The following is a 26,212-nucleotide window of genomic DNA, read 5'->3' as shown; positions in this document are numbered from 1 at the left end:
CATGCCGGCTTCCCTGGTCCGTCTGCGCGAAATCCACAAGCGCTACCAGCAGGGCGAGCAGTCCGTGGAGGTGCTCAAGGGCGTGTCCCTGGACATCGCCCAGGGCGAGTTCGTGGCCTTGCAAGGCGCGTCCGGCTCGGGCAAGTCTACGCTGTTACACATCATCGGCCTGCTGGACCAGCCTAGCGATGGCAGCTACGAGCTGGAGGGCCGGGACGTGTCGCGCCTGTCCGACGACGCCCTGTCCTCCCTGCGCAACAGGATGACCGGCTTCATCTTCCAGAGCTTCTACCTCATTCCCTATGCCACGGCCCTGGACAACGTCATGCTGCCCGGCCTGTACGCCGGCACGCCGCGCGCCGAGCTGCGCCGTCGCGGACATGAGCTTCTGGATCGCGTGGGCCTGGGCGACCGGGTTGGTTTCACGCCCGCGCAGCTTTCCGGCGGGCAGCAGCAGCGCGTGGCCATCGCCCGCGCGCTGGTCAACGAGCCGCGCATCCTGTTGGCCGACGAGCCAACCGGACAATTGGATTCCAGCACTAGCGGCGAGATCATGGACCTCATCGCCTCCATCCACGCCACGGGCATGACCGTCATCCTGGTCACGCACGACGAGGCCACGGCTACCTACGCCCAGCGGCGCGTGCGCGTGGTGGACGGCCGCATCGAAGGCCAGGAGCGCGTCGTTCCGGCCCTGGCCGGAGGCTAGGCCGTGCCCGACCGGCGACGCATGGCGCGCCTGGAGCGCATCGGGCGCATGGCCGCCCAGGCTTTATGGGCCTACCGGCTGCGCAGCCTGTTCGTGGTCCTGGGCGTGGGCCTGGGCATTGCCTCGCTGACCATCATCGTGGCCGCCGTGGACGGCGCGCAACGCAAGGCGCGCGAGATCACCGAGAACTTCGGGCCGGACGCGGCCTTCGTGCTGGGCGGCGACGTGCTCAACCGCGCCGTGGGCATGCGTACGCTGACCCTGTCCTGGACCGACCTGGAGCGCATCCGCCAATCCCTGCCCGGCGCGTACCTGGTGGTGCCCATGCGCGCCAAGCGCAACCTGAAGCTGCGTTACGGCGGCACGACCATCGACCTGGACTCGGCCATCGGCTCCTCGGCCAATTACGCCCAGGCCTGGGACTGGCCCCTGGCCGAGGGCCGCGATCTGAACGAGGAGGACGTGGAGCGCGGGGCCAGGGTCGTGCTGCTCGGCGTCGTGCCCACGCGCGAGCTGTTCGGCCAGCGCTCGCCGGTGGGGCAGACCGTGTACGTCAACAGCATCCCCTTCCAGGTCGTGGGCACGCTCACGGAGCGCGGGGCCTCCGGCGGGCCGGGCAACCCGGACGAACGCATAGTCATGCCCCTGACCACGCTGACCCAGCGCTTCAACCTGGACCGCCAGTACTTCCGAGCCCTGCGCATAAAGTTCCGCGACCCCGAGAACATGGAGGCCAACCGCGAGAATCTGCGCTCCTTCCTGCGCCACCTGCACGGCCTGGAACCCGGCGAGCCCGACGATTTCACCATCCTCACGGCCGACGAGGTGCTCAAGTTCCTGTCCGTGATCCAGGGCGGGCTCATGGTCTTCCTGGGCGTGACGAGCATGGTGGCCATGACCGTGGGCGGCTTCGTGCTGGCCAACCTGTTCTATCTGTCCGTGAGCGAGCGCACCAAGGAGATCGGGCTCAAAAAGGCCGTGGGCGCGTCGTCCTCGGCCATTCTGCTGCAATTCCTGGCCGAGGCCGTGCTGCTGACGCTCATCGGCGCGCTGGTCGGCGTGGCGCTAGGCATGGGCGCGGCACAATTTTTGGAGCGGTTGGAGATTTTGGAGATTCAATTATCGTGGAGAATCTTCGGAATCGCGCTTTTCGCGTCGTTGGGCATCGGCGTGCTGTTCGGATTGAGGCCGGCAAGGAGTGCGGCGCGGTTGGATCCGATTGAGGCATTGAGAGGGTAGGCCGCTCCCCAGTCCCCACCTTCCCTTTTCCCCCGCCTTGGGGTAGTCGCTGCTCGCACCGGAGGTTCCCATGATCGCAGACGTGGTGGAAAACTGGAGCCAGTATTTCGGCGATCGGCTCGACGACGCCCTGGAGTTCCTGCGCAAGCTGGACGCCTCGTCGCCGGACGGCGAGTTCCAGATTCGCGGCACGGACCTGTTCGCCCGCGTGTTCGGATATCTGACGAGGCCGCGCGACCAGAACAACATGGAGGCGCACAGGCGCTACATCGATATCCAGGCCGTGCTATCCGGCGCGGAAATCCTGGAGTGGCATCCGCTGGAGGGGCTTACGGCCATATCGCCGTACTCGTCCGAAAAGGACGCCATCGTCCTGGGGCGTCCCGAGCGGCCGCAGGGCCTCACGGTGCTGACGCCAAGCCGCTTCGTTGCCTATTTCCCGCAGGACGCCCACATGGGCCAGATCGCCTTCTGCGGACCGGAGCCGATCAGGAAGGTCGTCTTCAAGGTCGCCCTGCCGCTGGTGCAAGCCGCCAAGCTCTGATTCACGCCATGCACGGGACACGCAGGATTGCCGCGCAACGGCATTCCTGCGTTTCACGCCAATCAATTCAGTAAGAAAAATCGCGGATGCAGGGGCGCGCCCTGGTCGGATGAGTCCTGCCGGGAGGAGTTCGAGGAGGGCTGGCCCTCCTCGATTCGTCTTGTGATTGCCCTTAAGCGAAGCGTTGGGGAAAGAGTTCCCGCAGGCTGGGGGCCTTGGCGTCCTTGTCTGAGAGGGTAGGGCTTTGCACGGGCCAATCGATGCCGATGTCGGGATCGTTCCAGCGCAGGCAGCCCTCGTCCTCGGGGTGATAGTAGTCGGTGCACTTGTAGGTAAAATCGGCTGTCTCGGACATGACGCAGAAGCCGTGGGCCAATCCGGGCGCGACCCACAGCTGGTGGTGGTTTTCGTCGTCGAGGACCGCCCCGTACCATTTGCCGAAGGTCGGCGAGTCGGGCCGGATGTCCACGGCCACGTCGAAGACCCTGCCGCGCGTCACGGAGACGAGCTTGCCCTGGGGGTAGGTGCGCTGGAAATGCAGCCCGCGCAGGATGCCCTGCCTGGAGCGCGAGAGGTTGTCCTGCACGAAGGGCAGGCCGATGCCTGCCTGGCCATAGCGTTGCGCCTGGAATGTCTCCAGGAAAAAGCCGCGATGATCGCCGAATGCCTTCGGCTTTATGAGCAGGACGCCTTCGATGTCCGTGCGCTCGACTTCCATGTGTATACCACCTGCTGCTGAATTCGGATGAAACGCAGCTGCATGCCCACGCGGTGTCCAGGGCGCGCTGCGGCCAATGCGCGCGAAAAACTAGACGATCTCGCCGGGTGTGGCAATCTCCAGGGCCTGCCATTCTCTGATCCACATCCATCCATCTTCGTCCAAACCGGCCTTGCTTAGGCCGATGGCCTCTGGCCATCGGACGGACTCCGGGTCCCCTTGCGCTTTTTTCGCGGCTCCGGCCCAAGGAACGCATCCAGCACCTCGTCACCACGGTCGCCCGCCGCGCAGTATTCCCGCTGCAAGGCAGCCAGGCGGTCGTCCGCCGCGTAATCCTGCGGATTGATGCCGTAGAGCCTGGCCGCGTTGAGACCGAGGATCTTGCGCTTGACCGTCGAGTCCGGTCCGCCCAGGGGCGCGAAGCCGTGCTTGCGCTGCATGTCCTCGGGTATCTCGATGCGCCGCAGGGCCTCGATCTGCCAGCGCGGCGAGCCGTACCAGATCGCGTCCGTGCCCCAGAGCACATGGTCTTCGCCCAGGCCCTTGATGAGGATGCCCAGGACGGCTGCCGCAAGGCGCGGGTGGGTGACGGCCGTTGCGCCGAAGGTCGTGCCCAGGTCGGCGTAAATGTTGGACACGCCGTATTTGGCCGGAATCTCGGCCAGATCCGTGACCCATTCCATGCGGCCCGTGCGCTCGAAATCCAGGAGGAAATCGTCCGGGACCATGAGCGATGGCCGAAACGCCGCGTGGTAGATGACGAAGGTCAGGTTGGGCCAGTCCTTGGCGGCCTTGGGCAGGTCATCCACGTTGCCGTACTTCCAGTTGGCGAAGCGCTTGAGGAAATTCGCGGGCATGAGGCCCTTGTGCACGCATAGTGTGCGGATGCCGTGGCGCATGAACTTCTCGTAGGCCGGGTACATGAGCCCTTCGTCGTCCAGCCTGTAGGGCCACTTGCTGTAATGGAACGGGTCGCCGACGGGATAGCTCTTCCAGCTCGCGGGGCGCAGCACCTCGGCGCAGCGGTCTATCTCGTTCAGCCAGCCAGGATGCTTGGGCGCGATGAGCGAGTGGCTCAGCATGCGCCTTGCGCCAAGCAACTCGTTGATGGCGTCGCGTCCAATGGCCATCTGGTCGTTGGACAGGAACCAGTCCCGAGGGTCATCGGCCGTGGCGCTCGTGAGTAGGGCCACGCTGGTGGTGCTTTCAAGGAACATCTCGCGGAAGTAGTTGCGGAAGAACACGCGCTCCCGACTGAGCTTCTCTCCCTTCAGGGCCGGATTGAGCCTCCATTTTGCGTACTCGCGCATGAGCAGCACGTCCTTGCGCTTGTACTCGTCATGTGCGTAGTGGGTCTGGTCGTCGAGGATGAACTGCCCGGCAAGCCCGCCGCTGCGCTCGCGGGCGGCTTCGGGGTCTGCGGCTTCGTCGGTTCCGGCCGCGAAGTGCTCGCCGTAGACCATGTTCATGGCCAGGAACCCGGCGGCCAGCCCCGAGTCCGTGCGGAAATAGCCCTGCGTATCCAATCCCAGTGGCTTACCGTAACGCCTGGCCAAATCCAGCATGGCGACCTGGGCGCGGCGTTGCAGCGCGGTCCTGGGCGGCGCATCGAACTCGCCGTTGGATAGGACACGGGTGGGGAGCGGAAAGCTCAGCCCCGACTTAATCCTTGCCTGAAGCATGGCGGCCTCCTCGACTGTTGATTGTCCCCCCTCGTCCGGTCTACCTCCTGTGATGTGCATATCAAAGACTGCAAAACCGCGCGGCATTCATTGTCGCAAAGGAATGTCGCGGGTCGAAGAGCTCTCTTGCTGCGGCTTTTCGATCCTCCCGCGAGTTTCAGATCAGGCCCGGATCATTTCTTCCGGGCCAGCGCCGTGCCTTGGAAGGCGATCCTGTAGATCGCGCCCGCGTGGTCGTCGCTCACCAGCAGCGCGCCGTCGGGCATGACCAGCACGTCCACGGGACGGCCCCATTTGGAGCCGTCCGCCTCCAGCCAGCCACTGGCGAATACCGCGTAGTCCACAACGTCGTTGCCATTCAGCTTGGCCATGGTCACCCGGTAGCCCACGGGCTCCGTGCGGTTCCAGGAGCCGTGCTCGGCCATGAACACCTGCCCCCGGTACTGCGCGGGGAACATCTGGCCCGTATAGAACTTCATGCCCAGCGGAGCCGAGTGGGCCGGGATCTCCAGCTTCGGCGGCTCGAACTTCGCGCACTTGCCCTTTGCTCCGGGCTGCTTGGGTATTTCATGGGCCATGCATGTGGGAAATCCATAGTGCAGGCCCGGCTCGGCCGCGCGATTGAGCGTGTCGGGCGGCTTGGTATCGCCGGCCCAGTCGCGGCCGTTGCCGGTGAACCACGGTTCGCCGGTCTGAGGATGGAAATCGAAGCCCACGGTGTTGCGGATGCCGCGGGCGTAGACCTCCAGGCCGCTTCCGTCCGGGCGCATGCGCATGATGCTCGCGTACGGGTCCGGCCGCTCGCAGACGTTGCACGGCGCGCCCACGGGCACATAGAGCCAGCCGTCGGGGCTGAAGGCGATGTATTTCCAGCCGTGCCACTCGTCTTTGGGGAAAGTGTCGTTGACCACCACGGGCGAAGGCGGATCTTCCAGGCGCGTTTCAATGTCGTCGTAGCGCAGCACGCGGCCGATCTCGGCCACATAGAGCGCTCCGTCGCGGTAGGCCACGCCGTTGGGCTGGGTCAGGCCTTGGCCAATGGTGAAAACCGTATCGGCCTTGTGGTCGCCATCATGGTCGCTCACTGCATAGACCGCGTCCTCGCGGGTGCCGACGAAAACAGTTCCCGCTTTGCCCAAGGCCAAAGAGCGCGCCTTGGGCACACGGGCGTAGACGCTGATGCCGAAGCCGGATGGCAGTGAGATCTTGTCCAGCGGAAGCTCGTCATCCTGGGCCTCAACGCGCATCGGGAGACAGAGCAGGATGGCGCAAAGCGCGGCCAAGGCGAGGGGGGCTTTGGAGGCATGCATGGGTCGCTCCGTACTGGTTGAAGTCGAAACGAATGCCTAAACCTGGCAAATCAAACTAGCAGAGCCTTGCATGTACGCAAGGTGACAATTGTGATTATTTGCCTTCGTTTGCTGACAACACCCCTGTCATCCTCTACAAACTGTAGTGTGGTGTATCGACCTGGCGCCTGTGCGCCGAGCGGGGGTGAGCATGATTGGAGACGAGCAGGCGCGCGGGTCCCGCGCAAGCTTCCTGACTGCCTTGGTCCTTGCCTTGTTATTCATTTCGGCGCTGAACCGGGGCGCGGCCTTGGGCGAGAATCCGCCGGAGTTGGACCAGGAGCAGGCCAGGGGCTGGGTAGCTGACATGAAGGACAGCCAGCGCGGGCCATTCAAGCGTCTGCGCTGGTTCTGCGCCGACGGAGAGATATTGCCGCCCGATCCTCATGGCTGCGCGGACCATGGCGGCGGCCGTCAGCACGGCGAGTGGAGCGAGGAAACCCAGGCCCTGCGCCAGGCCGGTTACGAACTGGCCACGGTTCTTGCCTCGCTGAATATCCAGGAGTTCCTGTCCCGAGCGGATTTTGCCTCGGCCCTCAAGCAGATGATTCTAGAGCGTTACCTCGTGGCGGCCGACGACGGCTGGATCTACCGCCGGGCGCGCTTCTACCGTGGCGCGCTGCAGGCCCAGGACGAGGACGCCAGCGGGCGAGCACTGCTCCTGGCTCTGCTGGATCGCCGGGAGTGGTGCGCGGACAGTTTCCTCGTGCTGCGCGAAGCCGTGCGGTCGCTGCCGCACGGACGCTGGCAAGGGCCGTTGACCGAGGCGCGCAGTCTTGCCGCGAGCATCGAGGCCCGCGACGAAGGCTTCGCCGACCTGCGCGCCAAGCTGCACGGCACGCCGGGGCCGGAGGACGCCCAACTCGTGCGCGACTATGCCCTGCATCTGGGCCAGCTGGAGCTTCTGGTGGACTACGAACGGTTGGTGGTCATGCTCCAGGATGTCTACCGGCCGATCAAGCTGCGGGAGGGATTGGAAAGCTTGGCGGCGAAGGCCGCTGACCCGGGACTGGCCGCAATCCTGCGAGCCGAAGCGACGCTGCTCGACGGCGACGGCGGCGACGGAGGCGCGGCGGAGCGCTTCGCGGCCGTTGCTCGGGCCATGGTGGCCTTGCGCCGGGACTTCGAGGCCTTCGCCACGGCGGAAGACCGCTTAGCGGCCCTGGATCTGAGCCTGGATCTGGAAGCCGAGGCCTATGGCCTCACGGCGGAGCTGCTGCGGATTCGGGCCACTGCGAACAGAGCCGAACAACTCGTTTGGCTTGGGCAGGCGTCGCAGGCTCTGTACGGCATGGGCCTGCTCGGCAGCCGGGAGTTGGACGCATTGCGCGTCTCGTTGGCCGGGCTGGACGCGGAATGGGTGGCGCTTACCACCTATCGGGAAGCGCTCGGCTATCAGGAGCGAGCGTCGGATTGGGCCGCGCGTTCCTTGCATTATTATTTCTCGCAGGATGTTGAGCGGTTCGCGCAAATCGAGCCATTGGCCGAGCGCTATGCCCAGGAGCGCTTGCGGGCCAGCCCCCTGGCCCTGCACGCAGCGGTGTGCGAGGCCCTGCTGTCCGACGCCGACCGTACTTTGGGACTATCGCACTGGCTGGCGGGGCAGGCCGTGTCCAGCGGACTGCGCGGCCTCAATCCCGGCCTGGCCAGGGGCGTGCTGCGCGTGCATCCGGCGGGCAAACCCTTGTCGGCCCTGGAGTCCGAGGGCATCCACGTCCTGGCGGCCACTACCTCGGACCTGCCGCCCGTGGCCGGCATTCTGACTTTGGGCATGGGCAATTCCCTGTCCCACGTGCAGCTCCTGGCGCGCAACCTGGGCATTCCCAACGCGGCCGTGGACCAAGCCCTGTTGCCAAGCCTGGCGGCCCTGAACGGCCAGCGGGTCGTGCTGGCCGTGAGCCCCGGCGGACGGGTGCGCCTGGAGCGGGACGGCCCCCGCTGGGATGCATTGTTCGCGCCGCAGGAACAGGCTCCCAAGGATTTCCTCATCCCCGCCGACACGGGCAAGCTGGAACTCGGCGTGACCGAGCTGGTTCCCTTGGGCCACCTGGTGGCCGATGACGCTGGTCGCGTGGCCGGGCCCAAGGCCTGCAACCTGGGCGAACTCAAGGCGGCCTTCCCCGAGGCCGTGTCCGAAGGCCTGGTCATCCCCTTTGGCGTTTACGCGCAAATACTGGAAAGGCCCGTGCGGCCGGGTGGACCGAGCATGCGCGAGTTCCTGCGCCAGGGCTATGCCTTGGCGCGCGGCATGCGCGACGGTCAGGCCCGACAAAAGGCCGAGGCCGAGCTGCTGGCCGAGGCCCGGAGCTGGTTCGAGTCCCTGGAACTGGGGCCTGAGTTCACGGAGCGCCTGCGCGCGGCCATGGAGCAGCGCTTCGGGCCGGACGGGAGTTACGGCGTGTTCGTGCGCAGCGACACCAACGTGGAGGACCTGCCCGGCTTCACGGGCGCGGGGCTGAACAAGACCGTGCCCAACGTAGTGGGCTTCGACAAGGTTCTGGAGGCCATACGTAAAGTATGGGCCTCGCCGTTCAGCGAGCGGGCCTACGGCTGGCGGCAGGCGCACATGCAGGACCCCTCGGGGCTGTTCGTGTCCGTGCTTATCCAGCAGACCGTGCCTGTCGACAAATCCGGCGTGCTCGTGACCACGGACATCCACGGCGGTAGGCAGGGCCGCATTTCCGTGGCTGTCAACGAGGGCCTGGGCGGCGCCGTGGACGGCCAGCTGGCCGAGGAGTTGTGCCTGGAGCCGGCCACGGGCCAATCCGTGTTCCTGGCTCCCGCGGCCGAGCCCTTCAAGCGTGTGGCCTTGCCCACGGGCGACCTGGACAAGCTGCCTTGCGCCGGCGGGATGGTTCTGACCCAGGCCGAGGAGCAAATCCTGTGCGAGTTGGCGGAAAGCGCACCGAGGCGCTTCCGGGACCTGCACGGACAAAACGGCGAAGCCCTGCCGGCGGACATGGAGTTCGGCTTCTTGAACGGTCGGCTGGCCCTGTTCCAGATCCGGCCGTTCGTGACCAGCGAGAAGGCCCGGCGTAACGCTTTCCTGCTGTCCATGGACAAGGAGCTAACGGCTCTGGACAGCGCACGCGTGAACATGAGGGGTACTCCATGACGCACCTGATATGCCTGGCGCGCCTCATGGGCACGCCGCGACGAACCTGCGCCCTGACGCAAGTCCGCGTTGAAGAGCGCGTTGAACAGAAAAATCGCGGGGGTCCGGGGGGGATCATCCCCCCCGGCCGCCGGAGGCTTTCTTTACTTCGGTTCATCGGTCTGCGCTTTTTGGTGTGCGCTCTTCCGCTCCTGCTTTGCATACCATCGGCGTCGGCCTACCCGGTCTACGATGCCGACAACCGTAGCATCGCCCGCCTGGAGCCGTACCAGGCCACGGAGCTGCCGGCCGGGGCGCGCCTGCCGCTTGAACGGGTGGACTTGCGCCTCACGGGCAACAGGAATTTGGATCTGCCGCCGCCGGACCAGGAGCTGGGCAAGATGATCACTGCAACGTTGGGCAAGAACTCGGCGAGCTTCGCGTTCGCCGTGCTCGACTTCTCTGACCCCGAGCGCCCGCGTTATGCCGAGCACCGGGGCGATGAGGTCAGCACGGCCGGGAGCGTGGGCAAGCTGCTGGTGGGGCTGGCTCTTTTTCAGGCTCTGGCCGACGCCTGGCCCGACGACATCCAGGCCAGGGAGCGCGTGCTGTGCGAAACCATGGTCACGGCCGATGAGGTCATACTCAGCGATTCGCACGACGTGCCGCTGGTCGGGGCGGACGGCAAGCTTGCTTTCCGGCCGCTGCGTCAGGGCGATGCGGCCAACCTGTGGACCTGGTTGGACTGGATGCTCTCGTCCAGCTCCAATTCCGCCGCGAGCATGGTGCTCAAGCAGGCCATGCTGCTGCAACGCTTCGGCCGGGAGTATCCCGTGAGCCGGGGCAAGGCCGAAGCTGCTTTCGGCGAGTCCGAGGCGAAACGCCAGGCTTGGCTGAAGGCCACGCTTATCGAGCCCGTGGCGCGCAACGGCCTGAATTCTGCGCAGCTCCAGCAGGGCAAGTTCTTCACCCGTAGCGGCAAGCAATTGGCTCCCGGTTTCTCAAGCCGCGTCACGGTGCGCGAGTTGTGCCGCTTCATGTTGCGCATGGAGCAGGGCAGGCTGGTGGACGAATTCTCCAGCCGCGAGTTGAAGCGCCTGCTCTACCTCACCGAGGGGCGCATACGCTACGCGGCCTCGCCCGCGCTGTACAACGCGGCGCTCTACTTCAAGTCCGGCTCGCTGTATTCCTGCACGGACGAGCCGGGCTTCGACTGCGGGCAGTATCGGGGCAACAAGGTCAACTTGCTGGCATCCGTGGCCGTGGTCGAGTCGCCGGCCAAGGATCCGAAAACCTTTTACATCGCGGCCGTGGTCTCCAACATTCTGCGTCGGAATTCCGCTGATCTGCACAAGGAACTGGCCACGGACATCCACCGCACCATCATGCGGAAGGCCGGGCAGGATCCGGTCAAGGCCGGGCTGCCGTAAGGACGCCAGCGCGAGAGCCGGGAATGTCTTGCCCACCTAGGGCATATTGCCTTTAAGACGCCCGCTCCGGCGTTGACGGCGCAAGTGAATTGCGCCTACGCCTACGCGGCGGCAAGCCATGCCGACGCACGGCTTGCAGAACATTTTCAAAAGCAAAATGCTCTAAATTCAATCCGGCCGGGCTTAAACCTGGAATGTCTTTCCTTGCGGCTCTTCGCCCTGGCATTTCTTTTCCTCGTCCGTCACGCCTTGGGATCGCATTGCTGCGAGCTTGCGTTCCAGGCTGGCGATGCGTTGCTCCAGCCGCTCGATATCCTCTCTTGTTGCGATGCCCGCGTCGGCGGCCTGGCGCTCGAACTCCTTGGCCCCTTTTTCCGACACAGCGTCGAGCTGGCGCTGGACCTCGCGCAGGAAGTCCTTGGCCACCTGGCTCGTCTCCTCCGAAGCCTGTTCGCCGCGCTTGGAGAACTCGCGGGCGGCGCGGTCGAAGGACTCCTTGATGAGCGCGCTGGCGCCCAGGCCGATGAAGAAGCCTTTCTTGAGCAGTTCGTTCATGGTCGTGCCTCCATGTGTCTGGAACAGATTTACTTTAAGACGCCTCACTCGTCGTTTACGGCCGGCAAAGCCGGCCCACTCCTCGTGGGCGGCAAGCCATGCAGCGCATAGCTTGCTTAGAGCATATTCAAAGTGAAAATGCTCTAAGCTGTCATTTTTTGTGAAACACCATACTCCATACCAGCCAGGCGCCGAAAACGCCCGACAGGATGTAGCCAACCAGCCCCAGCACCGGCTGGCCGCGCCAATGTGGTCCGGCGTCCGCGGCCACCACGAGCGAGGAGCCGATTATGAGCGCTGCGGTGATGAGCGCCGTGGCCAATCGCTTGCCCACGTCGCTCAGGGTCTTTTCGAAGCTCTCCAGGTTTTTGTGGCTGAACTCGATGCCCAGCTTGCCCGCCTCCACGAGCCGGAAGAAGAAGCCCACGCGCTCGGGCAGGCTGCGCAGGAACCCGAACAGGTCCTCCGCGCCGTCGATGATGGCGTTCTCGGAGAACAGCTTGCCGATGCGCTTGCGCAGATAGCGCCTGGCCATGGGCTGCAACTCGCCCATGACATCGAAGTCCGGGGAGATTATGCGTCCGGCGGCCTCCGAGGCCACCAGGGCCCGCGTGGTGTACACGTAGTCCGGCCGCAGCCTGAGCCCGTACTCTCGGCACAGGTTGACCATGTCGATGAGCGGGCCGCTGACAAGCTCGCCCTGGCCGGCCGGATCGTGCAGGCGGTCCAGCAGATAGAGCAGTTCGGCCTCCAGGCCCGTGTCGTCCAGGAGCGGCGGGGCGGACATGCTCATGTCCCTGAGCGCGCGCACCAGGGTGCGGCTTTGCCTGCGGGACAGGGCCATGAAAAAGTCGAAGAGAACGCCGCGCTGGCGTTCCGTTAGACGGCCGGACATGCCCCAGTCCAGGAAGGCGAGGGCATGCCCCTGGCCGTCCGGGCGTTCCACGATGCGCAGGTTGCCGGGGTGCGGGTCGGCGTGGAACATGCCGAATTCCAGAATCTGGCGCAGGGCGGACTCCATGCCGATGTGCGCCAGGCGGTCCCGTTCCTCGGCGGAGCCGACGTACTCGGTGATGCGCACGCCCGTGACGAGCTCCATGGTCAGCACCTCGGCCGTGGTCAGCTCGGGGAGGACCGCCGGGCAGTACACGCCGGGGTCCTCGGCGAAGTTGCGGCGGAAGATGGCCATGTTCTGGGCTTCATTGAGGAAGTTCATCTCGCGGGCCAGCATCTTGCCCAGCTCGCGCACAACGCTGGGCAGATCGAAGGAGCGCAGGGACTCGACATGCTGGTTAGCCATGTTGGCCATGTTCGCCAGCAGATCCAGGTCCGAGGCCACGGTTTCGCGTATGTCCGGCCGCAGGATCTTGACCGCCACGATCTGGCTGGAGCAGCGCGGCACTGCCTTGTGTACCTGGGCCAGGGAGCCTGTAGCCATGGGCTCGCGAGCGAATTCGCTGAAGCACTCGCCTAGGGGCTTGCCCAGGGACTCTTCCGCCACGGCCCGAATGTCCTCGAAGTTCTCGGGCCGCACACGCTCCTGTAGATTGCCAAGCTCCTTGGCCAGGGGCAGGGGCACCAGATCCGGCCGCAGGCTGAGCACCTGGCCGAACTTGATGTACGTCGGCCCCAGCTCCTCGATGGCCAGGCGGATGCGTTTCCAGACCGAGATGCCCGGCTCCACGTGGGTCATTCTGCGCACCAACTCGCGGCCCGGCAGGTGCAGGGCCTCCACCACATGGCCGAAACCGTATTTCACCAGGATGCCAACCACGTCCCGCAGCCGCCCGGCAGTTCGTAATGGGTGGGGCAGAATCCCGCGGTTGAGCTGCATGCGGAGTCCTCGCGTTGGCGATATTGACCGGAGGGTCCTATTCGTTCATTTTTTTACAGAAATCAGCCGCAAGGTAAAGCGAGGGGGAATCATGGATGTAGTGAGGGAGAACGCGTGGGAAATCGTGGAGCGGCTTGCGGCCGTATCCAGCGAGGCCGACCGGCTGGGCATGGCCCGTTTCGGCATAACCTCGGCCAAGGCTAAAGTGCTCGGCGTGCGCATGCCGGTGCTGCGGGCCATGGCCAAGGATATCGGCCGCGACCACGGGCTGGCCTTGGAGCTGTGGGCCACGGCCGTGCACGAGGCGCGCATCCTGGCCTGCCTGCTAGCCGAGCCCAAGCGTGTGGACGAGGCCCTGGCCGAAGCCTGGGTGGCGGATTTCGACAGTTGGGGCTTGTGCGACCAGTGCTGCCTGAACCTCCTGGACCGCGTGCCGTTCGCCTACGCCAAGGCCGTGGAATGGATCGAGCGCGAGCCTGAGTTCACGCGCCGGACAGGCTTTGCGCTCATGGCCGTGCTGGCCGTGCACGACAAGAAGGCCGAGGATGCGCGCTTCCTGGCTTTTCTGCCGCTCATTGAGCGCCACGCCGAAGACCCGCGCAACTTCGTCAAAAAGGCCGTGAACTGGGCCCTGCGCCAGATCGGCAAGCGCAACGCGGCCCTGCGTAAGGCGGCCATGGAGACTGCCAGAGGGCTGATTGCGCGGGACGACAAGACCGCGCGCTGGATAGGGCGGGATGCCTTGAAGGAGTTGGAGAGCAAGACCTGAGTCTGCAACTTCTCCGCTCTCGGGTAGAGCGGTGCTAAGACGAGGCCTACCGCTTGTACGTGCCCATAAGCTCGGCCTTGTCCAGGATGTGGCCGTCCATGGCTTCGAGCAGTTCGGCCTTGGACGCGCCTTGCGACAGGTCGAGCATAGCATCCAGGGCGAACAGCTTGAAGAAGTAGCGGTGCGTTCCGCTCGGCGGGCAGGGCCCGCCCCAGTTGTTGCGCGTCCATGAATTGCGGCCGTGCAGCGCCTGGCCGGGCAGATTGCCGGCTCCAGCGCCCTCGCGCAGGCCCTTCACCACCGGCGGGATGTTGAATACGATCCAGTGATCCCAGGTGCCTCTGGGGGCGTCGGGGTCCTCGACCACGAGGGTCAGGGACTTGGCGCTTTGGGGCACATCATCCCAGGTCAGGGCCGGAGAGACGTCCTCGCCGTCGCAGGAGTGCTTTTCGGGTATAGGCTGGCCGTTTTCAAAGGCAGGGCTGGCGATGCGCATGTCGATGGCCTCCTGGGCTTGTGCCGTGCAAGGAACTGTCGCCCAAAGCAGGCAGAGCATAACCTGAAGGCAACGACATTTGCCAGTTGTTATGATTCTCATGGGCTCGACCTCCGGTTGGGTCGATTGCCTCCCCTTAACCCTCTAGTTTCATTCTGCGCCTGCAGGCCGCAAGCGTGTTAACCATGAGCATGGCGATGGTCATGGGTCCCACGCCGCCCGGAACGGGCGTAATGGCCGCGACCTTGTCCTTCATAGCATGAAAGTCACAGTCTCCGGCAAGGCCCTTTTCGGTCCTGTTCATGCCCACGTCGATAACCACCGCGCCATCCTTGATCATATCCGCTGTGATGAAATTTGCTTTGCCGATGGCAGCCACCAGGATATCGGCCTGACGGCATTCGGCGGCCAGATCCCTGGTGCGCGAGTGGCACAGGGTTACGGTAGCGTCGACGCCGGGCTGGGCCAGCAGGAGCGCCATGGGCTTGCCCACGATGTTGGAGCGCCCCACGACCACGGCCTTCTTGCCCTTGGTCGGGATGTCGTAGCGGCGCAGCAGCTCCATGACTCCGGCGGGCGTGCAGGGTCGCAGGCCCGGCAGTCCCAGGGTCAGGCGGCCCATGCTCACGGGATGGAATCCGTCCACGTCCTTGGCCGGGTCGATGAGGTCCAAGATGCGCTGGCTGTCCAGCCCACGGGGCAGCGGCAGCTGCACCAGGATACCGTCCAGCTCGGGGTCCGCGTTTAGTCGGCGCACAAGGTCTTCCAGCTCGGCCTGGGACACGGAAGCCTCGGGCCTGAAGGCCTTGGAGACAATGCCCGTATCCTCGCAGGCCTTGATCTTGTTGCGCACATAGACCTGCGAGGCCGGGTCCTCGCCCACGAGCACCACCGCCAATCCAGGCGCGCGGCCGAGCCTGTCCTTGAGCGCGGCAACCTCGGTCTTGAGTTCTTCCCTGATGGTCTGGGCCGTGGCCTTGCCGTCGATGAGCTTCATGGTCTGTCCCCTGTGATGAATTGAGCGTGTCGACTACAGCAGCTTGCAATATGAACTAAGCATTTTGCTATTGAAATGCGCAGCAAGCCATGCGTCGGCATGGCTTGCTGCCGCGTAGGCGTAGGCGCAATTCACTTGCGCCGGGCGTCTTAAAAGCGATCTGCTCTAGGAAGAGTTTTGCTCTTCCTGGACTTCCATCCACCAGAGCCGCGTAATTCGTTTGCGAAGTGTTCAGGGCTGTCTGCATGATCGAAAAGCCGTTGTCCAGGCCCGTCCAGACAGAAACGGCAAAAGCGGGCAGATGCGGGCGTGCTTCTGAACCCGTGCAGCCCGTTGGCTGAATGCCGTTGCGATTCCGAACTATTCTTCGGGCGGAAAGGGCAGGGACATATGCGACTGCACGATGCGCCAGGTTTCGTCCAGGCGGCGCAGCACGGCCGTGAGCCTGGCTTTGACGTGCAGGGTTTCCCCGTCGGCCAGTACCGTGAACAGGCAATCCGTGGCCACCCAGGCCACGTCTCCGGCCACCGAAATCAGAGGCTCCCCGCAGGCGACTTCCATGGCGTCGGTGTCGGCGAAGTCGCGCACCAGCCCCTGACGCAGGCCTGTGTGCCCCACGCTCTTCTCGCGCGGCCCGGAGCCGATGCATACGAGTTCCGGCGTGTCCGCGAAGTAGGCCATGGTGGCTTGCACGTCCCGCCGGCAATACGCGTCCAGCATGGCCTCCACCGTCGCCCAGACGTGCGCCTTGACCTCGTCCCGCATGCTCTCCTCCCCTGAAAAAAAAGCGGGGGCGCATATGCGCCCCCGCCTGCAGTCTACTTGTGGCAGTCGCACTCGCAATCGTCGCCGCATTCAGGGCCGCAGTCGCAGTCCCCGCCGAAGAACTGCTCGGCGATGACGGGACCGTAGTAGAAGCCCTCGTCTTCCAGATCCTCTTCGATGCGCAGGAGCTGGTTGTACTTGGCCAGGCGATCGGAGCGTGACAGGGAGCCGGTCTTGATCTGGCCGGAGTTAACGGCCACGGCCAGGTCGGCGATGAAGGCGTCTTCGGTCTCGCCCGAGCGGTGGGAGATGACCGTGGAGTAGCCCGCGCCGTGGGCCATCTCGATGGTGTCCATGGTCTCGCTGAGGGTGCCGATCTGGTTGAGCTTGACCAGCACGGAGTTGGCCACGCCCTCGCTGATGCCGTGGGAGAGGATTTCGGGGTTGGTCACGAACAGGTCGTCGCCCACGATCTGCAGGTTCTCGCCCAAGGTGTCGGTCAGCGTGGCCCAGCCCTCCCAATCGCTCTCGGCCAGGCCGTCCTCGATGGAGATTATCGGGAACTGGTCCGCCAGGTCGCGATAGTACTCGACCAATTCCTCGGAAGAGAGCGTGCGGTTCTCGCCCGTGAGCACGTACTTGCCGTCCTTGTAGAACTCGCTGGCCGCGGCGTCGATGGCCAGGGCGATCTGCGCTCCGGGGGTGTAGCCGGCTTCCTGGATGGCGCGCATGATGTACTCGAAGGCCTGCTTGTGGCTCTTCAGGTTGGGCGCGAAGCCGCCTTCGTCGCCCACGGCCGTGGTCAGGCCGTCCTTGGCCAGGATCTTCTTAAGGCTATGGAAGGTCTCGGAGCCCATGCGCAGGGCCTCGGAGAAAGACTCCGCGCCGAGTGGCATGATCATGAACTCCTGAATGTCCAGGTTGTTGGAGGCGTGAGCGCCGCCGTTGATGATGTTCATCATGGGCGCGGGCAGAAACTTGGCGTTGATGCCGCCGAGGTAGCGGTAGAGCGGGAGGCCCAGGAAGTTGGCCGCGGCGCGGGCCGTGGCCATGGACACGCCCAGCATGGCGTTGGCGCCCAGGCGCGACTTGTTCTCGGTGCCGTCCAGGTCCAGCAGGGCGTTGTCCAGGGACAACTGACGCAGGGCGTCCATGCCCACGATCTCCTCGGCGATGACGTCCATCACGTTCTGCACGGCCTTGGTCACGCCCTTGCCCAGGTAGCGGGCCATATCGCCGTCGCGCAGCTCCAGGGCCTCGCGCGAGCCGGTGGACGCACCCGAGGGCACGGCGGCGCGGCCGATGACGCCGGACTCAAGGGTCACTTCGACCTCCACGGTAGGATTGCCGCGGGAATCCAGGATCTCGCGTGCCCAGACGGATACGATGTTACTGCTCATGGCTTGTCTCCTTGATGTGCTCTCTCGTTCGTGTGCTCGGGCGGGCATCTGGGTCCGCCTGTGGGATCAACGGTTCATTGTCGCATACAAATACAAGCGGCCGGGGGTGTCAAATGCCCGGAAGCTGTTTTAACGTGGAAGCTCACGCGCCGGCTTGCCTGTCCTGGTAGGCCAGGCGCAGGCCCTCAAGCAGCAGGTCCGGCCGCACGTGGTCGAAGGCGCGGCATACGGGGGCCAAACGCCCGGCGAAACCGCCGGTGGCCACCACCAGGCTGTTCGCGGGCAGCAGCAGCTTCAGCCGCTCCACCAGACCCTCGGCCATGGCCGCGAAGCCGTAGACTAGGCCTTGATTGAGGCTCGCGGAGGTCGAGCGGCCGACGTGCAGGCCCGTGGGGTCCACGCGCAGGGTGGCCTGGGGCAGCTTGGCGGTGCGGCTGGACAGGGCAGAGGCCGAACTGAGGATGCCTGGGCAGATGAGCCCGCCCAGGTAGTCTTTGCCGGCTACGCAGTCGAAGGTCGTGGCCGTGCCGAAGTCGATGACTATGAATCCGGGCGCGTCGTACAGGCGCGTGGCCGCATAGGCCGTGACCAGCCTGTCCGCGCCGACTTCCTGGGGCCGCTCGTAGCGGTTGTTCAGGGACAAGGGCAGGTCGGTGGGCGCGAAGAGCACGGGGCAGCGGCAGTAGCGTTCGGCCGCGGCTACGAGCGTGGGCTCGAGCTGGGGCACCACCGAGGATACGGCCCAGGCCTCCACGGCCTCGGGGACCAGGCCTTCGCGGCGGCATATCTCGGCCACCTGCAAGCCCAGGGCGTCGGACGTGGCGAAGTGCTGCGTGGGCAGGGAATAGGCGGCCATGGAGCCTTGGGGAGGCAGCACGCCGAGCTTTATGGTGGTGTTGCCTACATCGAGTAGCAGCAGGCCGGATCGAGTCATTGTTAGCTATCCAGGAGGGGTTGCGCAGAGGAAGATCAAGGCGCCGACAGGCTCGGTTGTACCTGTTTTGGGGGAAAAGACAAGCCCATTGCCGGTTTGGATGCTGAAAGCCGGACGAGCGCATTGACAGTGGACCATCAAGCGGTGCTATGTTGGGGGGTAGGTTTCAAGCCAGGAGGAAAACGATGGAAGGCATCGACGATATCGGTCGCATGGAAGCGGTCAGGCAGGCGGGGCAGGCGGCTCGCTGGGCCGGCGCACGTCTTGTTTTCGGCGGGAGCGTGGCCGTGTCCATGCTCACCGTTGTGGGCGGCATCCCGCTTTTGCCTTATTTCAGTTGGTGGTTCTTCGGCAGCCCGCGCTTCTGGGAACAGGGTCGTTTGCCTCAGTTGGTGCGCCTTTGGCTTTACAGCTATCCTCTGGCGATCAATGTCGCCCGGCGCAAGGTGGGAGTGGGCAGTCCGTTGTTCAAGGAGCCGCGGGCGGCTCCGGACCCGGCCCTGGTGGAGGTATCGCCCGACTTCGTGGGCACCTCGGCCTGTGGCGACTGCACCCGCTGTTGCGAGCAGATCAAATGCCCCCTGCACGACAAGACCACAGGCTACTGCCTGAGCTACGGCTCGCCGCATTGGCGCTATCTAAACTGCGGACGTTACCCCGAGAGCCAGGGGGACATCGACTTCTACGGCTGCCCCAAGTGGCGCGTGCGCCAAACAGAGTAACACGACGCCCTATATCTATTTTTCGCCGCCAAGCCGGGACACCACTTGGCGGCGACTGCCGAAATTCGAGCAAAGCCGATTGACGTTGACATTCCAGCTACTTGGCGTAGTTATGCCTAGTTTGGCATAGTCATACAACCAAGGAGCCAACTATGAAACGCATTGTCGGCCTACTGCTGCTTCTCTCCACCTTTTCCCTTTCAGCCATCGCCTTGGCGCAGCAATGCGAAGAAACCTATGCCACCGGCGGCCGTGAGCTGCGCCTGGCCACGGGCAGCCCCGGCGAGCTGGGGCTGTTGCGCGTGCTGGCCGAGGCCTATTTGGACGGTACGGATGGGCGCATGTGCTGGGTCAAGGCAGGTTCGGGCCAATCCCTGAAGTACCTCAAGGAAAAGAAGGTGGACATGATCATGGTCCACGCGCCTGCGGCTGAAAAGAAAGCGGTCGAGGACGGCTGGGCCATCGAGCGCACGCTCATCGGCTCCAACGAATTCTTCCTTGTAGGGCCGGCCTCGGACCCTGCCAAGGTCAAGCAGGCCTCGGGCATCGCCGATGCCTACACGCGCATAGCCACGGCCCAAGCTCTGTTCTTCTCCCGGGGGGATAATTCGGGCACGCACAAGAAGGAGCTGGACGTCTGGAAAAAGGCCGGCATTCAGCCCTCGGGCAGCTGGTACGTGGTGACCAAGGATTTCATGATGGCCACCCTGCGCCGCGCCGACAAGGAAGGCGGCTACTTCATGACCGACAGCTCCACCTGGGTCGCGGCGCGTAAGGAGCTGAACAACCTGACGGTTCTTTTCTCGGGCGACCCGTTCATCGTCAATACCTATCACACCCTGGCCCAGCCGGCGGGCATCACCACGGGCCAGGACCTGGCTGTGGGCTTCATCCGCTTCGTGGGCTCGGAGAAGGGCCAGGACATCATTCGCGGTTACGGCATGGCCGAGCACGGCGAGGCGCTGTACAACGACGCGGCCTACGCCGCGAAATATGATCATTAGGGCAATACGCACATGAAATGCGGGGCCAGTGAGCCGTGGTCCCTTCCCAATTCATCCGCATGTTGCTTTAGGGCCTGTTCACACTAAAGCAGTTTATGAATGAAGATAAGGGCCCAGGGAAATTGCTTCAAACGTAACGCGCTATAATAGCTTTTGTTCTTATATGGCGTTAACAGGCCCTAGATGATCCGAGGCCGAGAAGGAGCGCTGTCGGCACGGCGCTCCTTTTTGGAACGTCCAGGCAAAAGCGGGTCAGTCGCCCTGTCATGCAAGGCGGTTTGCCAACCGCCAGGACAGCTCGCGGAGCCCTCACTCCCGCCTGCCCACGCGCTCGAGCACTCGCTCCAGTTCCGCGGTGTCCATGGGTTTGGATACGTAGTCGTCCATGCCCACGGCGAGAAAACGTTCCCGGTCGCCTTGCAGGGCATAAGCGGTCAGCGCCACAATGGGAATTTTGGGATCGCCCGCCTCGCCGGCTCGGATGCGCCGCGTGGCTTCCGCGCCATCCATCTCGGGCATGCGCACATCCATGAGCACCAGGTCGAATTTATCCTCCCGCAGGGCTGCAAGTGCTTGCACCCCGCTTGCGACCGCCCGGACACTGTGGCCCAGCTTTTCAAGCAGATAGGCGGCGAAAAGACTGTTTATTCTATTATCTTCGGCAAGCAGAATCCTGAAGCCCCCCGTACTCCGGGTCGGCGCAGAGGGGACAGACTCCTCGGCGGTGTCCAACTCCTCATCGGCAAGGGCCAGCTCGACGGTGAAATGGAACGCGCTGCCTTGTCCCATCCGGCTTTCGACCCAGATGCGGCCTCCCATCTTCTCGACGAGTTCTTTTGAGATCGTAAGGCCCAAGCCTGTCCCGCCATACGTGGCATGGGCAGAGGTGACTCCTTGGTTGAAGCTTTTGAAGATATCTTCGAGCATGGATTCGGGAATGCCTATCCCGGTATCCTTGACCACGGTCCTGAGGGTGATTTTCCCTGCTGGGGCGTCAACTGCATCAGCCGTCATCGAGACTGTTACCGTGCCGCGCTCAGTGAATTTTAAGGCGTTTCCGATGAGATTGGTAAGGATCTGCCTCAAGCGACCAGGATCACCGAGGAGGGAGTCGGGCGCTTCCGTATCCACGGCATGAAAGATACGCAGGCCTTTTGCCTTGGCGCTTACCGCCAGCGACTTGATCGTGGAGTCCGCCAATTCGCGAAGGCTGAACTTTTTCTGCTCCAGGTTCGACCGGCCAGCCTCGATCTTCGAGAGATCAAGCACATCGTTGATAATCGCAAGGAGACTCTTGCCGGAATCCTTGGCCATCTGCAGGTGTTCACGTACTTCCGGCGTAAGCTCGTTCATCATGGCCAACTCGGTCATGCCCAGCATGCCGCTGAGAGGCGTCCTGATCTCATGGGACATGTTGGCCAGGAACTCGCTTTTGGCCTTGCTGGCCCGCTCCGCATCCACTTTGGCCTTGGAGAGCTCCGCTTCGATCTGCTTGCGTCTTGTCATGTCCGTGTGGGACCCGGCCATGCGGTACGGCTTGCCGGATTGATCACGCAGGCATGCACCGCGACCAAGTATCCACCGATAGGAGCCGTCCTTGTGCCGCAACCTGTACTCGACCTCGAAAACGGGATCCTCAGCCCTGAAGAAGCGCTCATGGGTCGCCATGACGTTGTCGAATTCCTCCGGGTGTATGCGGCTTTTCCACTCCTCGAGGTCGTTGCGTATCTCGGCGTCCCGGTAGCCTATGATCTCCTTCCAACGTGGAGAGAAGTAGACCTGCATGGTCCTGAGATTCCAGTCCCAAATGCCGTCGTTCGTACCGTTCAGGACAAGGGCGTACCGCTCCTCGCTTTCGCGAAGGAGCCTTTCCCTCTCGTTGCGCTTGGTTATGTCCTGGCCGGCAGCGATGATGCATGGCCTGCCGTGGAGTTCCCTTGTCTCGGCCGAGAAGAGCAGCGTCTTGTGTTCGCTGGACTTGGATCGGATCTGTATTTCCTTCATTTCAAAGTGCCCTTGCGTTTTCAACTGCCGGTGCAGAGCATCGCTGGCCGCAGGGTCGGTCCATATGCCAAGGTCCTGGATTCGATTGCCGATCAGCTCCTCGCGCGAAAAGCCCGTCATTTGCAAAAGGGCTTCGTTGACTTCCAGGCAGTGGCCATCATCGAGAGACGCGATCAGGGTCAAAATCGGATTGGTGCGAAAGACGGCACGGTACTTCTCCTTGCTCGCCCTGAGTTCCTCCTCGACCATGCGACGCTCCAGGATTTCGCCCATGAGCATGGCCGAGGCGCGCAGGTTGGCCTTGGCTGCCTCGATGATCTCGGGCGAGCGCGGAGTGTACACCGCGGACAACGCATGAAGATGCGTGGGCTCTACATGGTGCTGGGCGGCGATCGCCTCAATCAGCTCCGGCTCCCTGGGCGGGGCTCCGTAGCCGAAGCAGATGGCGCCTCGGGTCGTGCCTTTCGCCTTGATCGGCACGGCATAGAGCTGCAGGCCTCCCTGGCAGGAAGCCTCGACGGGCTCGCCCGAGTGGATGCTTGGCTTGGCGGCTCTGGTCCAGCAAGAGGAGTGGCACGGGCCTGTGTAGCAAACCGAAGGACCGTCATCGCGTGGGTTCGCGGGAGACTCGATTGAAGCGCTATTTAGTAATTGGCACCACTTCGAGGAGAAGAAGCTCTGTACACATTCACCACTGGCCTCATACAGCACCAAAGAGGTTTGGAGTAGATCCAGGTAATTGCGTGCGATATCGGCCAACAGTTTCTTATCCAGGTACTTGATAAAATAACAGTTTGGTATCGGTGTCGAGCAATCATGGCACGAGGTCGGATTATATAAAACCGGCATTGTTTCCTCGGCAAACTGTAAACGCTTATGTTTATCCAATTGCCAATACTACATTTGGAAAGAGTACGCTAGGACTATGCACAGGCCTCGCTTGAGTGAACGGCTGCGTGGACAAATAGATAGTCTATGCCTCATGTTGGAGAGATGCGCGGACACTCCGCCGCATGTGGTAAATGATGCCAAGTGGCCGCTCCACAGGAGCCTGGCGTTAAATAACATCTGAGATAGTCGTCTTGCGAATGAATGAGTCTTGCTGGGCACTGTGCATGCGCAATGCACTGTGCCTGGTATCGTGAGCGGAAGGAAGCTATCAGTCCGGCTTAGCTCTGTATCGGCAGTATCCGCGCTACTCCGGCTGCGCGAAACACTTGCCCAGACACTCGGAAAACCGTTCGTTGCAGGCCTGGCTCCAGTCGTCCGTCTGTGCGGCCTCGCAGGGGCGGCAGTTGAGACCCAGGTTCAAGGTGCTGCAAGTGCCTTCCGGCAGGAAGATGGAACCCATGTAGTCGCCGTCTGCGGCGCGCCAGCGCGAGAGAATGCCGGGGCGTTCCTCGGGTATCCACGAGCGGTAGCACATGACGCCGTAGCTGCTGCAGTAATCGCCGGCCATGAGCGGGGTAGCGGAGGCAACAAAGCCAGCGATCAGGGACAGCAGGGTTACGCCGATGGCGCGGGTCATGCGGGGAAGGCAGGTCATGCTGATCAAGCGGATCATGGCGGCTCCTTGGTTCAGTGCCGATCCTATCAGACTATGGATGCTGCGCCGTCAGGCGTTCCGCCTTCAACAGTGCGGGCCGCCCGTGGGGCCGGCGCCCTGTGGCGCTTGTCGCGAGGGCGACGGCGCCGGGCCGTTTGATGTCGGCTCCTCGTCGGAAAAGGCCAGCTTTTCGATGATCGTGTCCGAAACGAGCATGCCGGTACGCGTGAGGCTCAGGCTGCCCTTGCTAAGCCGGATCAGGCCGTTGTTGCGCAGCAGGGTGACGAGCTTGCGGTGGCGCTCCAGGAAGCTGCCCCCCGTGCGTTTGTCATGCTCGCGCAGGTCCAGGCCCTGGGTTGTGCGCAGGGCCAGCATGATCCGCTCGCGCAGGCGGGTGGCCTCATCCAGTTCCTCAGCACGCTTGCCCGTCCCGCCGGCGTCGACCTGGAACACGTAGTCGTGCAGGTCCGTGGGGTTGGTCCAGCGTCGGCCGCCAAAGGTAGAAGTGGCCGCCGGGCCGAAGCCCAGGTAGTCGCTGCCAGCCCAGTAGCCCATGTTGTGCTTGCTGGCGTAGCCCATGCGCGCGAAGCTGGAGATTTCGTACTGCAGGTAGCCGTGCTCCTCCAGGAACTGCGCGCCGTAGATGTAGCACTTGGCGAGCATGTCCTCTCCAGGCAGGATCAGGGTGCCGGTCTGCTCCTCGGCCTCCAGGGGCGTATTCGGCTCGATGGTCAGGCCGTAGCAGGACAGATGCTCGGGCCTTAGCTCCTCGGCCTTTTTGAGCGTCTTGATCCAGCTCGCGGCGTTTTGGCGGGGCAGGCCCCAGATAAAGTCGAGGCTCACATTGCCGAAACCGGCGGCGCGGGCCGTGTGGAAGGCCTGCACGGCTTGCAAGGAGTTGTGCGGCCTGCCCAGGAAAGTCAATTCTTCGTTGTTCAGGCTCTGTACGCCCAGGCTCAGGCGGTTGACCCCGAAGTCGCGCAGTTCGCGCAGGTAGTTGAGGTGCACTGAGTCCGGATTGGCCTCGAAGGTGAACTCCTGGCAGCCAGACAGGTCGAAGCTGTCGCGCAGGGCGCGCATGATGCGCTCCAGGGCGTACTCGGGCAGCACCGAGGGCGTTCCGCCGCCGAAGTAGACAGTATGCGCCTGAGGTTTGCCGAGCCGCTGGCTCCATAGTTTCATCTCGCGGGCCACGGCCTCGGCGTAGCGTTCCATGTCCTCCATGCTGTCCATGGTCAGGGGCACGGAATGGAAAGCGCAGTAACGGCACTTGCTGCGGCAGAAAGGCACGTGCACGTATACCAGCAGCGCCGGCTGCTTCGGGGTTGTCGTGTCCGCTGGCTGCGGTTCGAGAACCTGAGTGGCGTGTATAAGGCGCGGCGGCAGCCACGCCTTGGCCGGCTGAGTGATTACCTTGGGCGCTTGGGGCTTTTTGGGTTTGGACGTCAGGCCGCCCGGGGGCAGGATTATCTTGACCACTCGGGCTCCTACTCGCGCAAGCTGTCGAGCAGCTGTCTCGGATCGTTCAGGGCCGGGTCGACGCGCGTCGCCGCCGTGGCCGCCCGCAGGGCATCCAGGAATTGTCCGTTTTGCAGGTAGGCCTTGGCCAAACCAAGGTAGGCGCTCAGGCTGGCCTGGGCTCCGGGCGCGGCCTCCAGCAGGCTGCGGTACAGTGTTATGGCCTCGGTGAAGTTTCCCTTGGACAGGAGCTGACCGCCGAAATTGAGCATCTGCTCGGTCGCCGCAGTCCAGGCGGCGGAATCCTGGGGCGCGGTGCGCAGCCCCTCGCGCAGGTAGCCCAGGGCCTCCGAGTAGTTCCCGGTCTCGAAGGCGCTGGTGCCCGCGCCGATGAGCGCGTCCATGAGCACGTCGAGCACCTGGTCGCGCGTCTCGTCGGGCGACAGCCGCCAGGCCGTGCGCAAGGGCGGCAGGGCTTGGCTCCACTTGCCCTGGTTCAGGTAGGCGCGGCCCAGGTACAGGAAGGCCTCGGCGTATTCTGGCTCCTCTTGCGTGGCCTTTTGGAAGTGCGACACTGCCTGGGCATATTCCCCGGCATTGTAGAGCCGCAGGCCTTCCTCGAACTCGTTTTTCGCGCTCCTGCTCAGGCCCAGGCCCGCGCAGGCAGTCATGAGCGCGGCCAGCACAATGCAGATAGCGATTCTCGCGCGCATCAATCCTCCTCGTTCCGGGCTTGTCCGCTTGGCGTACGATGCCGGACCATGCAATTGTAGAGGTTTCCTGACATGCGTGCAACGACGCGGCGCTGCCACTGCAAGGATTGCCCTTGGCAGGAAAAAGGCCTATCGCAAGAGTCGGATAGGGAGCTGCCTGCCGATGATGGCGCAGGCTCAGGAGGAACCACCGTGAAGAGAATCATTGCCGCACAAGGGCAATTAGTCAGTGCACCACGCGGGCCCGGTA

22 protein-coding genes are annotated in these 26,212 nt (G+C 63.8%); 8 read left to right on the top strand and 14 right to left on the bottom strand.

Annotated features, from left to right (window positions below; genetic code table 11):
- The first annotated feature begins 1 nt into the window (after position 1).
- The 3 genes from H585_RS0100920 to H585_RS0100910 all read left to right on the top strand — a co-directional run bounded on the left by H585_RS0100920 (position 2) and on the right by H585_RS0100910 (position 2,492).
- Entirely contained in the window at positions 2–709 is a 708-nt protein-coding gene (locus H585_RS0100920) for an ABC transporter ATP-binding protein (RefSeq protein ID WP_027366382.1), read from the top strand.
- Positions 710–712: 3 nt separating this feature from the next.
- Positions 713–1,948 carry an ABC transporter permease gene (locus tag H585_RS0100915; RefSeq protein ID WP_027366381.1) on the top strand — a complete coding sequence of 412 codons (1,236 nt, stop codon included), beginning with the start codon at positions 713–715 and terminating at the stop codon, positions 1,946–1,948.
- Positions 1,949–2,018: 70 nt separating this feature from the next.
- Positions 2,019–2,492: a NanQ anomerase/TabA/YiaL family protein gene (locus H585_RS0100910; RefSeq protein ID WP_027366380.1), complete on the top strand. Its 474-nt coding sequence runs from the start codon at positions 2,019–2,021 to the stop codon at positions 2,490–2,492.
- Positions 2,493–2,664: 172 nt separating this feature from the next.
- Here H585_RS0100910 and rfbC read toward each other — a convergent pair whose 3' ends face one another.
- The 3 genes from rfbC to H585_RS0100895 all read right to left on the bottom strand — a co-directional run bounded on the left by rfbC (position 2,665) and on the right by H585_RS0100895 (position 6,202).
- Positions 2,665–3,210 carry a dTDP-4-dehydrorhamnose 3,5-epimerase gene (rfbC, locus tag H585_RS0100905; protein WP_027366379.1) on the bottom strand — a complete coding sequence of 182 codons (546 nt, stop codon included), beginning with the start codon at positions 3,208–3,210 and terminating at the stop codon, positions 2,665–2,667.
- 176 nt (positions 3,211–3,386) lie between these two features.
- Positions 3,387–4,892, bottom strand: coding sequence for an amidohydrolase family protein (locus H585_RS20685; RefSeq protein WP_034626856.1), 1,506 nt, complete (start codon positions 4,890–4,892; stop codon positions 3,387–3,389).
- Between the two features lie 173 nt (positions 4,893–5,065).
- Entirely contained in the window at positions 5,066–6,202 is a 1,137-nt protein-coding gene (locus tag H585_RS0100895; protein ID WP_027366378.1) for a PQQ-dependent sugar dehydrogenase, read from the bottom strand.
- Between the two features lie 190 nt (positions 6,203–6,392).
- On the opposite strand from H585_RS0100895, the gene H585_RS0100890 reads away from it, so the two are divergent.
- A complete protein-coding gene (locus tag H585_RS0100890) occupies positions 6,393–9,356 on the top strand; it encodes a PEP/pyruvate-binding domain-containing protein (protein WP_027366377.1) in 2,964 nt (987 codons plus the stop codon).
- A complete protein-coding gene (locus tag H585_RS0100885; RefSeq protein WP_027366376.1) occupies positions 9,353–10,765 on the top strand; it encodes a serine hydrolase in 1,413 nt (470 codons plus the stop codon). The genes H585_RS0100890 and H585_RS0100885 overlap by 4 nt, the downstream gene beginning before the upstream one ends.
- 183 nt (positions 10,766–10,948) lie before the next feature.
- Here the strand turns inward: H585_RS0100885 and H585_RS0100880 are convergent, their stop codons facing one another.
- Together H585_RS0100880 and H585_RS0100875 are read right to left on the bottom strand one after the other, a co-directional pair.
- Positions 10,949–11,320, bottom strand: coding sequence for a phasin family protein (locus H585_RS0100880; protein ID WP_027366375.1), 372 nt, complete (start codon positions 11,318–11,320; stop codon positions 10,949–10,951).
- Positions 11,321–11,471: 151 nt separating this feature from the next.
- Positions 11,472–13,154: an ABC1 kinase family protein gene (locus H585_RS0100875; RefSeq protein WP_027366374.1), complete on the bottom strand. Its 1,683-nt coding sequence runs from the start codon at positions 13,152–13,154 to the stop codon at positions 11,472–11,474.
- Positions 13,155–13,245: 91 nt separating this feature from the next.
- Here H585_RS0100875 and H585_RS0100870 point away from each other — a divergent pair, with 91 nt between their 5' ends.
- Positions 13,246–13,923: a DNA alkylation repair protein gene (locus H585_RS0100870; protein ID WP_027366373.1), complete on the top strand. Its 678-nt coding sequence runs from the start codon at positions 13,246–13,248 to the stop codon at positions 13,921–13,923.
- 46 nt (positions 13,924–13,969) lie between these two features.
- Here the strand turns inward: H585_RS0100870 and H585_RS0100865 are convergent, their stop codons facing one another.
- The 5 genes from H585_RS0100865 to H585_RS0100845 form a co-directional block, all read right to left on the bottom strand.
- Positions 13,970–14,419, bottom strand: a complete 450-nt coding sequence (locus H585_RS0100865) for a YbhB/YbcL family Raf kinase inhibitor-like protein (protein WP_005988492.1) — start codon at positions 14,417–14,419, stop codon at positions 13,970–13,972.
- 136 nt (positions 14,420–14,555) lie between these two features.
- A complete protein-coding gene (folD, locus tag H585_RS0100860; RefSeq protein WP_027366372.1) occupies positions 14,556–15,416 on the bottom strand; it encodes a bifunctional methylenetetrahydrofolate dehydrogenase/methenyltetrahydrofolate cyclohydrolase FolD in 861 nt (286 codons plus the stop codon).
- 360 nt (positions 15,417–15,776) lie between these two features.
- On the bottom strand, positions 15,777–16,181 hold the full coding sequence (locus H585_RS0100855) for a nuclear transport factor 2 family protein (RefSeq protein WP_014258671.1): 405 nt from the start codon (positions 16,179–16,181) through the stop codon (positions 15,777–15,779).
- A 53-nt stretch (positions 16,182–16,234) separates the two neighbouring features.
- Positions 16,235–17,581: a phosphopyruvate hydratase gene (eno, locus tag H585_RS0100850; protein ID WP_027366371.1), complete on the bottom strand. Its 1,347-nt coding sequence runs from the start codon at positions 17,579–17,581 to the stop codon at positions 16,235–16,237.
- A 142-nt stretch (positions 17,582–17,723) separates the two neighbouring features.
- A complete protein-coding gene (locus H585_RS0100845; RefSeq protein ID WP_014258669.1) occupies positions 17,724–18,515 on the bottom strand; it encodes a type III pantothenate kinase in 792 nt (263 codons plus the stop codon).
- 185 nt (positions 18,516–18,700) lie between these two features.
- On the opposite strand from H585_RS0100845, the gene H585_RS0100840 reads away from it, so the two are divergent.
- On the top strand, positions 18,701–19,237 hold the full coding sequence (locus H585_RS0100840) for a hypothetical protein (RefSeq protein WP_014258668.1): 537 nt from the start codon (positions 18,701–18,703) through the stop codon (positions 19,235–19,237).
- 152 nt (positions 19,238–19,389) lie between these two features.
- Positions 19,390–20,241 carry an ABC transporter substrate-binding protein gene (locus tag H585_RS0100835; protein WP_027366370.1) on the top strand — a complete coding sequence of 284 codons (852 nt, stop codon included), beginning with the start codon at positions 19,390–19,392 and terminating at the stop codon, positions 20,239–20,241.
- A gap of 309 nt (positions 20,242–20,550) precedes the next feature.
- Here the strand turns inward: H585_RS0100835 and H585_RS0100830 are convergent, their stop codons facing one another.
- The 4 genes from H585_RS0100830 to H585_RS0100815 all read right to left on the bottom strand — a co-directional run bounded on the left by H585_RS0100830 (position 20,551) and on the right by H585_RS0100815 (position 25,962).
- On the bottom strand, positions 20,551–23,094 hold the full coding sequence (locus tag H585_RS0100830) for a PAS domain S-box protein (RefSeq protein WP_027366369.1): 2,544 nt from the start codon (positions 23,092–23,094) through the stop codon (positions 20,551–20,553).
- Between the two features lie 346 nt (positions 23,095–23,440).
- The gene (locus H585_RS0100825; protein WP_027366368.1) at positions 23,441–23,809 is read right to left on the bottom strand and encodes a hypothetical protein; all 369 of its coding nucleotides are present in this window, start codon (positions 23,807–23,809) and stop codon (positions 23,441–23,443) included.
- A gap of 66 nt (positions 23,810–23,875) precedes the next feature.
- Complete coding sequence (gene hemW, locus H585_RS0100820; protein WP_027366367.1) at positions 23,876–25,270, bottom strand: radical SAM family heme chaperone HemW; 1,395 nt, start codon at positions 25,268–25,270, stop codon at positions 23,876–23,878.
- A gap of 8 nt (positions 25,271–25,278) precedes the next feature.
- Positions 25,279–25,962 carry a tetratricopeptide repeat protein gene (locus H585_RS0100815; protein ID WP_027366366.1) on the bottom strand — a complete coding sequence of 228 codons (684 nt, stop codon included), beginning with the start codon at positions 25,960–25,962 and terminating at the stop codon, positions 25,279–25,281.
- Positions 25,963–26,212 lie beyond the last annotated feature (250 nt).

Origin of the sequence: Desulfocurvibacter africanus subsp. africanus DSM 2603, assembly GCF_000422545.1 — a bacterium.
Classification (GTDB): domain Bacteria; phylum Desulfobacterota; class Desulfovibrionia; order Desulfovibrionales; family Desulfovibrionaceae; genus Desulfocurvibacter; species Desulfocurvibacter africanus.
Note: the sequence above shows the minus strand (reverse complement) of the source record. Positions and strands in the feature narration are given on the sequence as shown.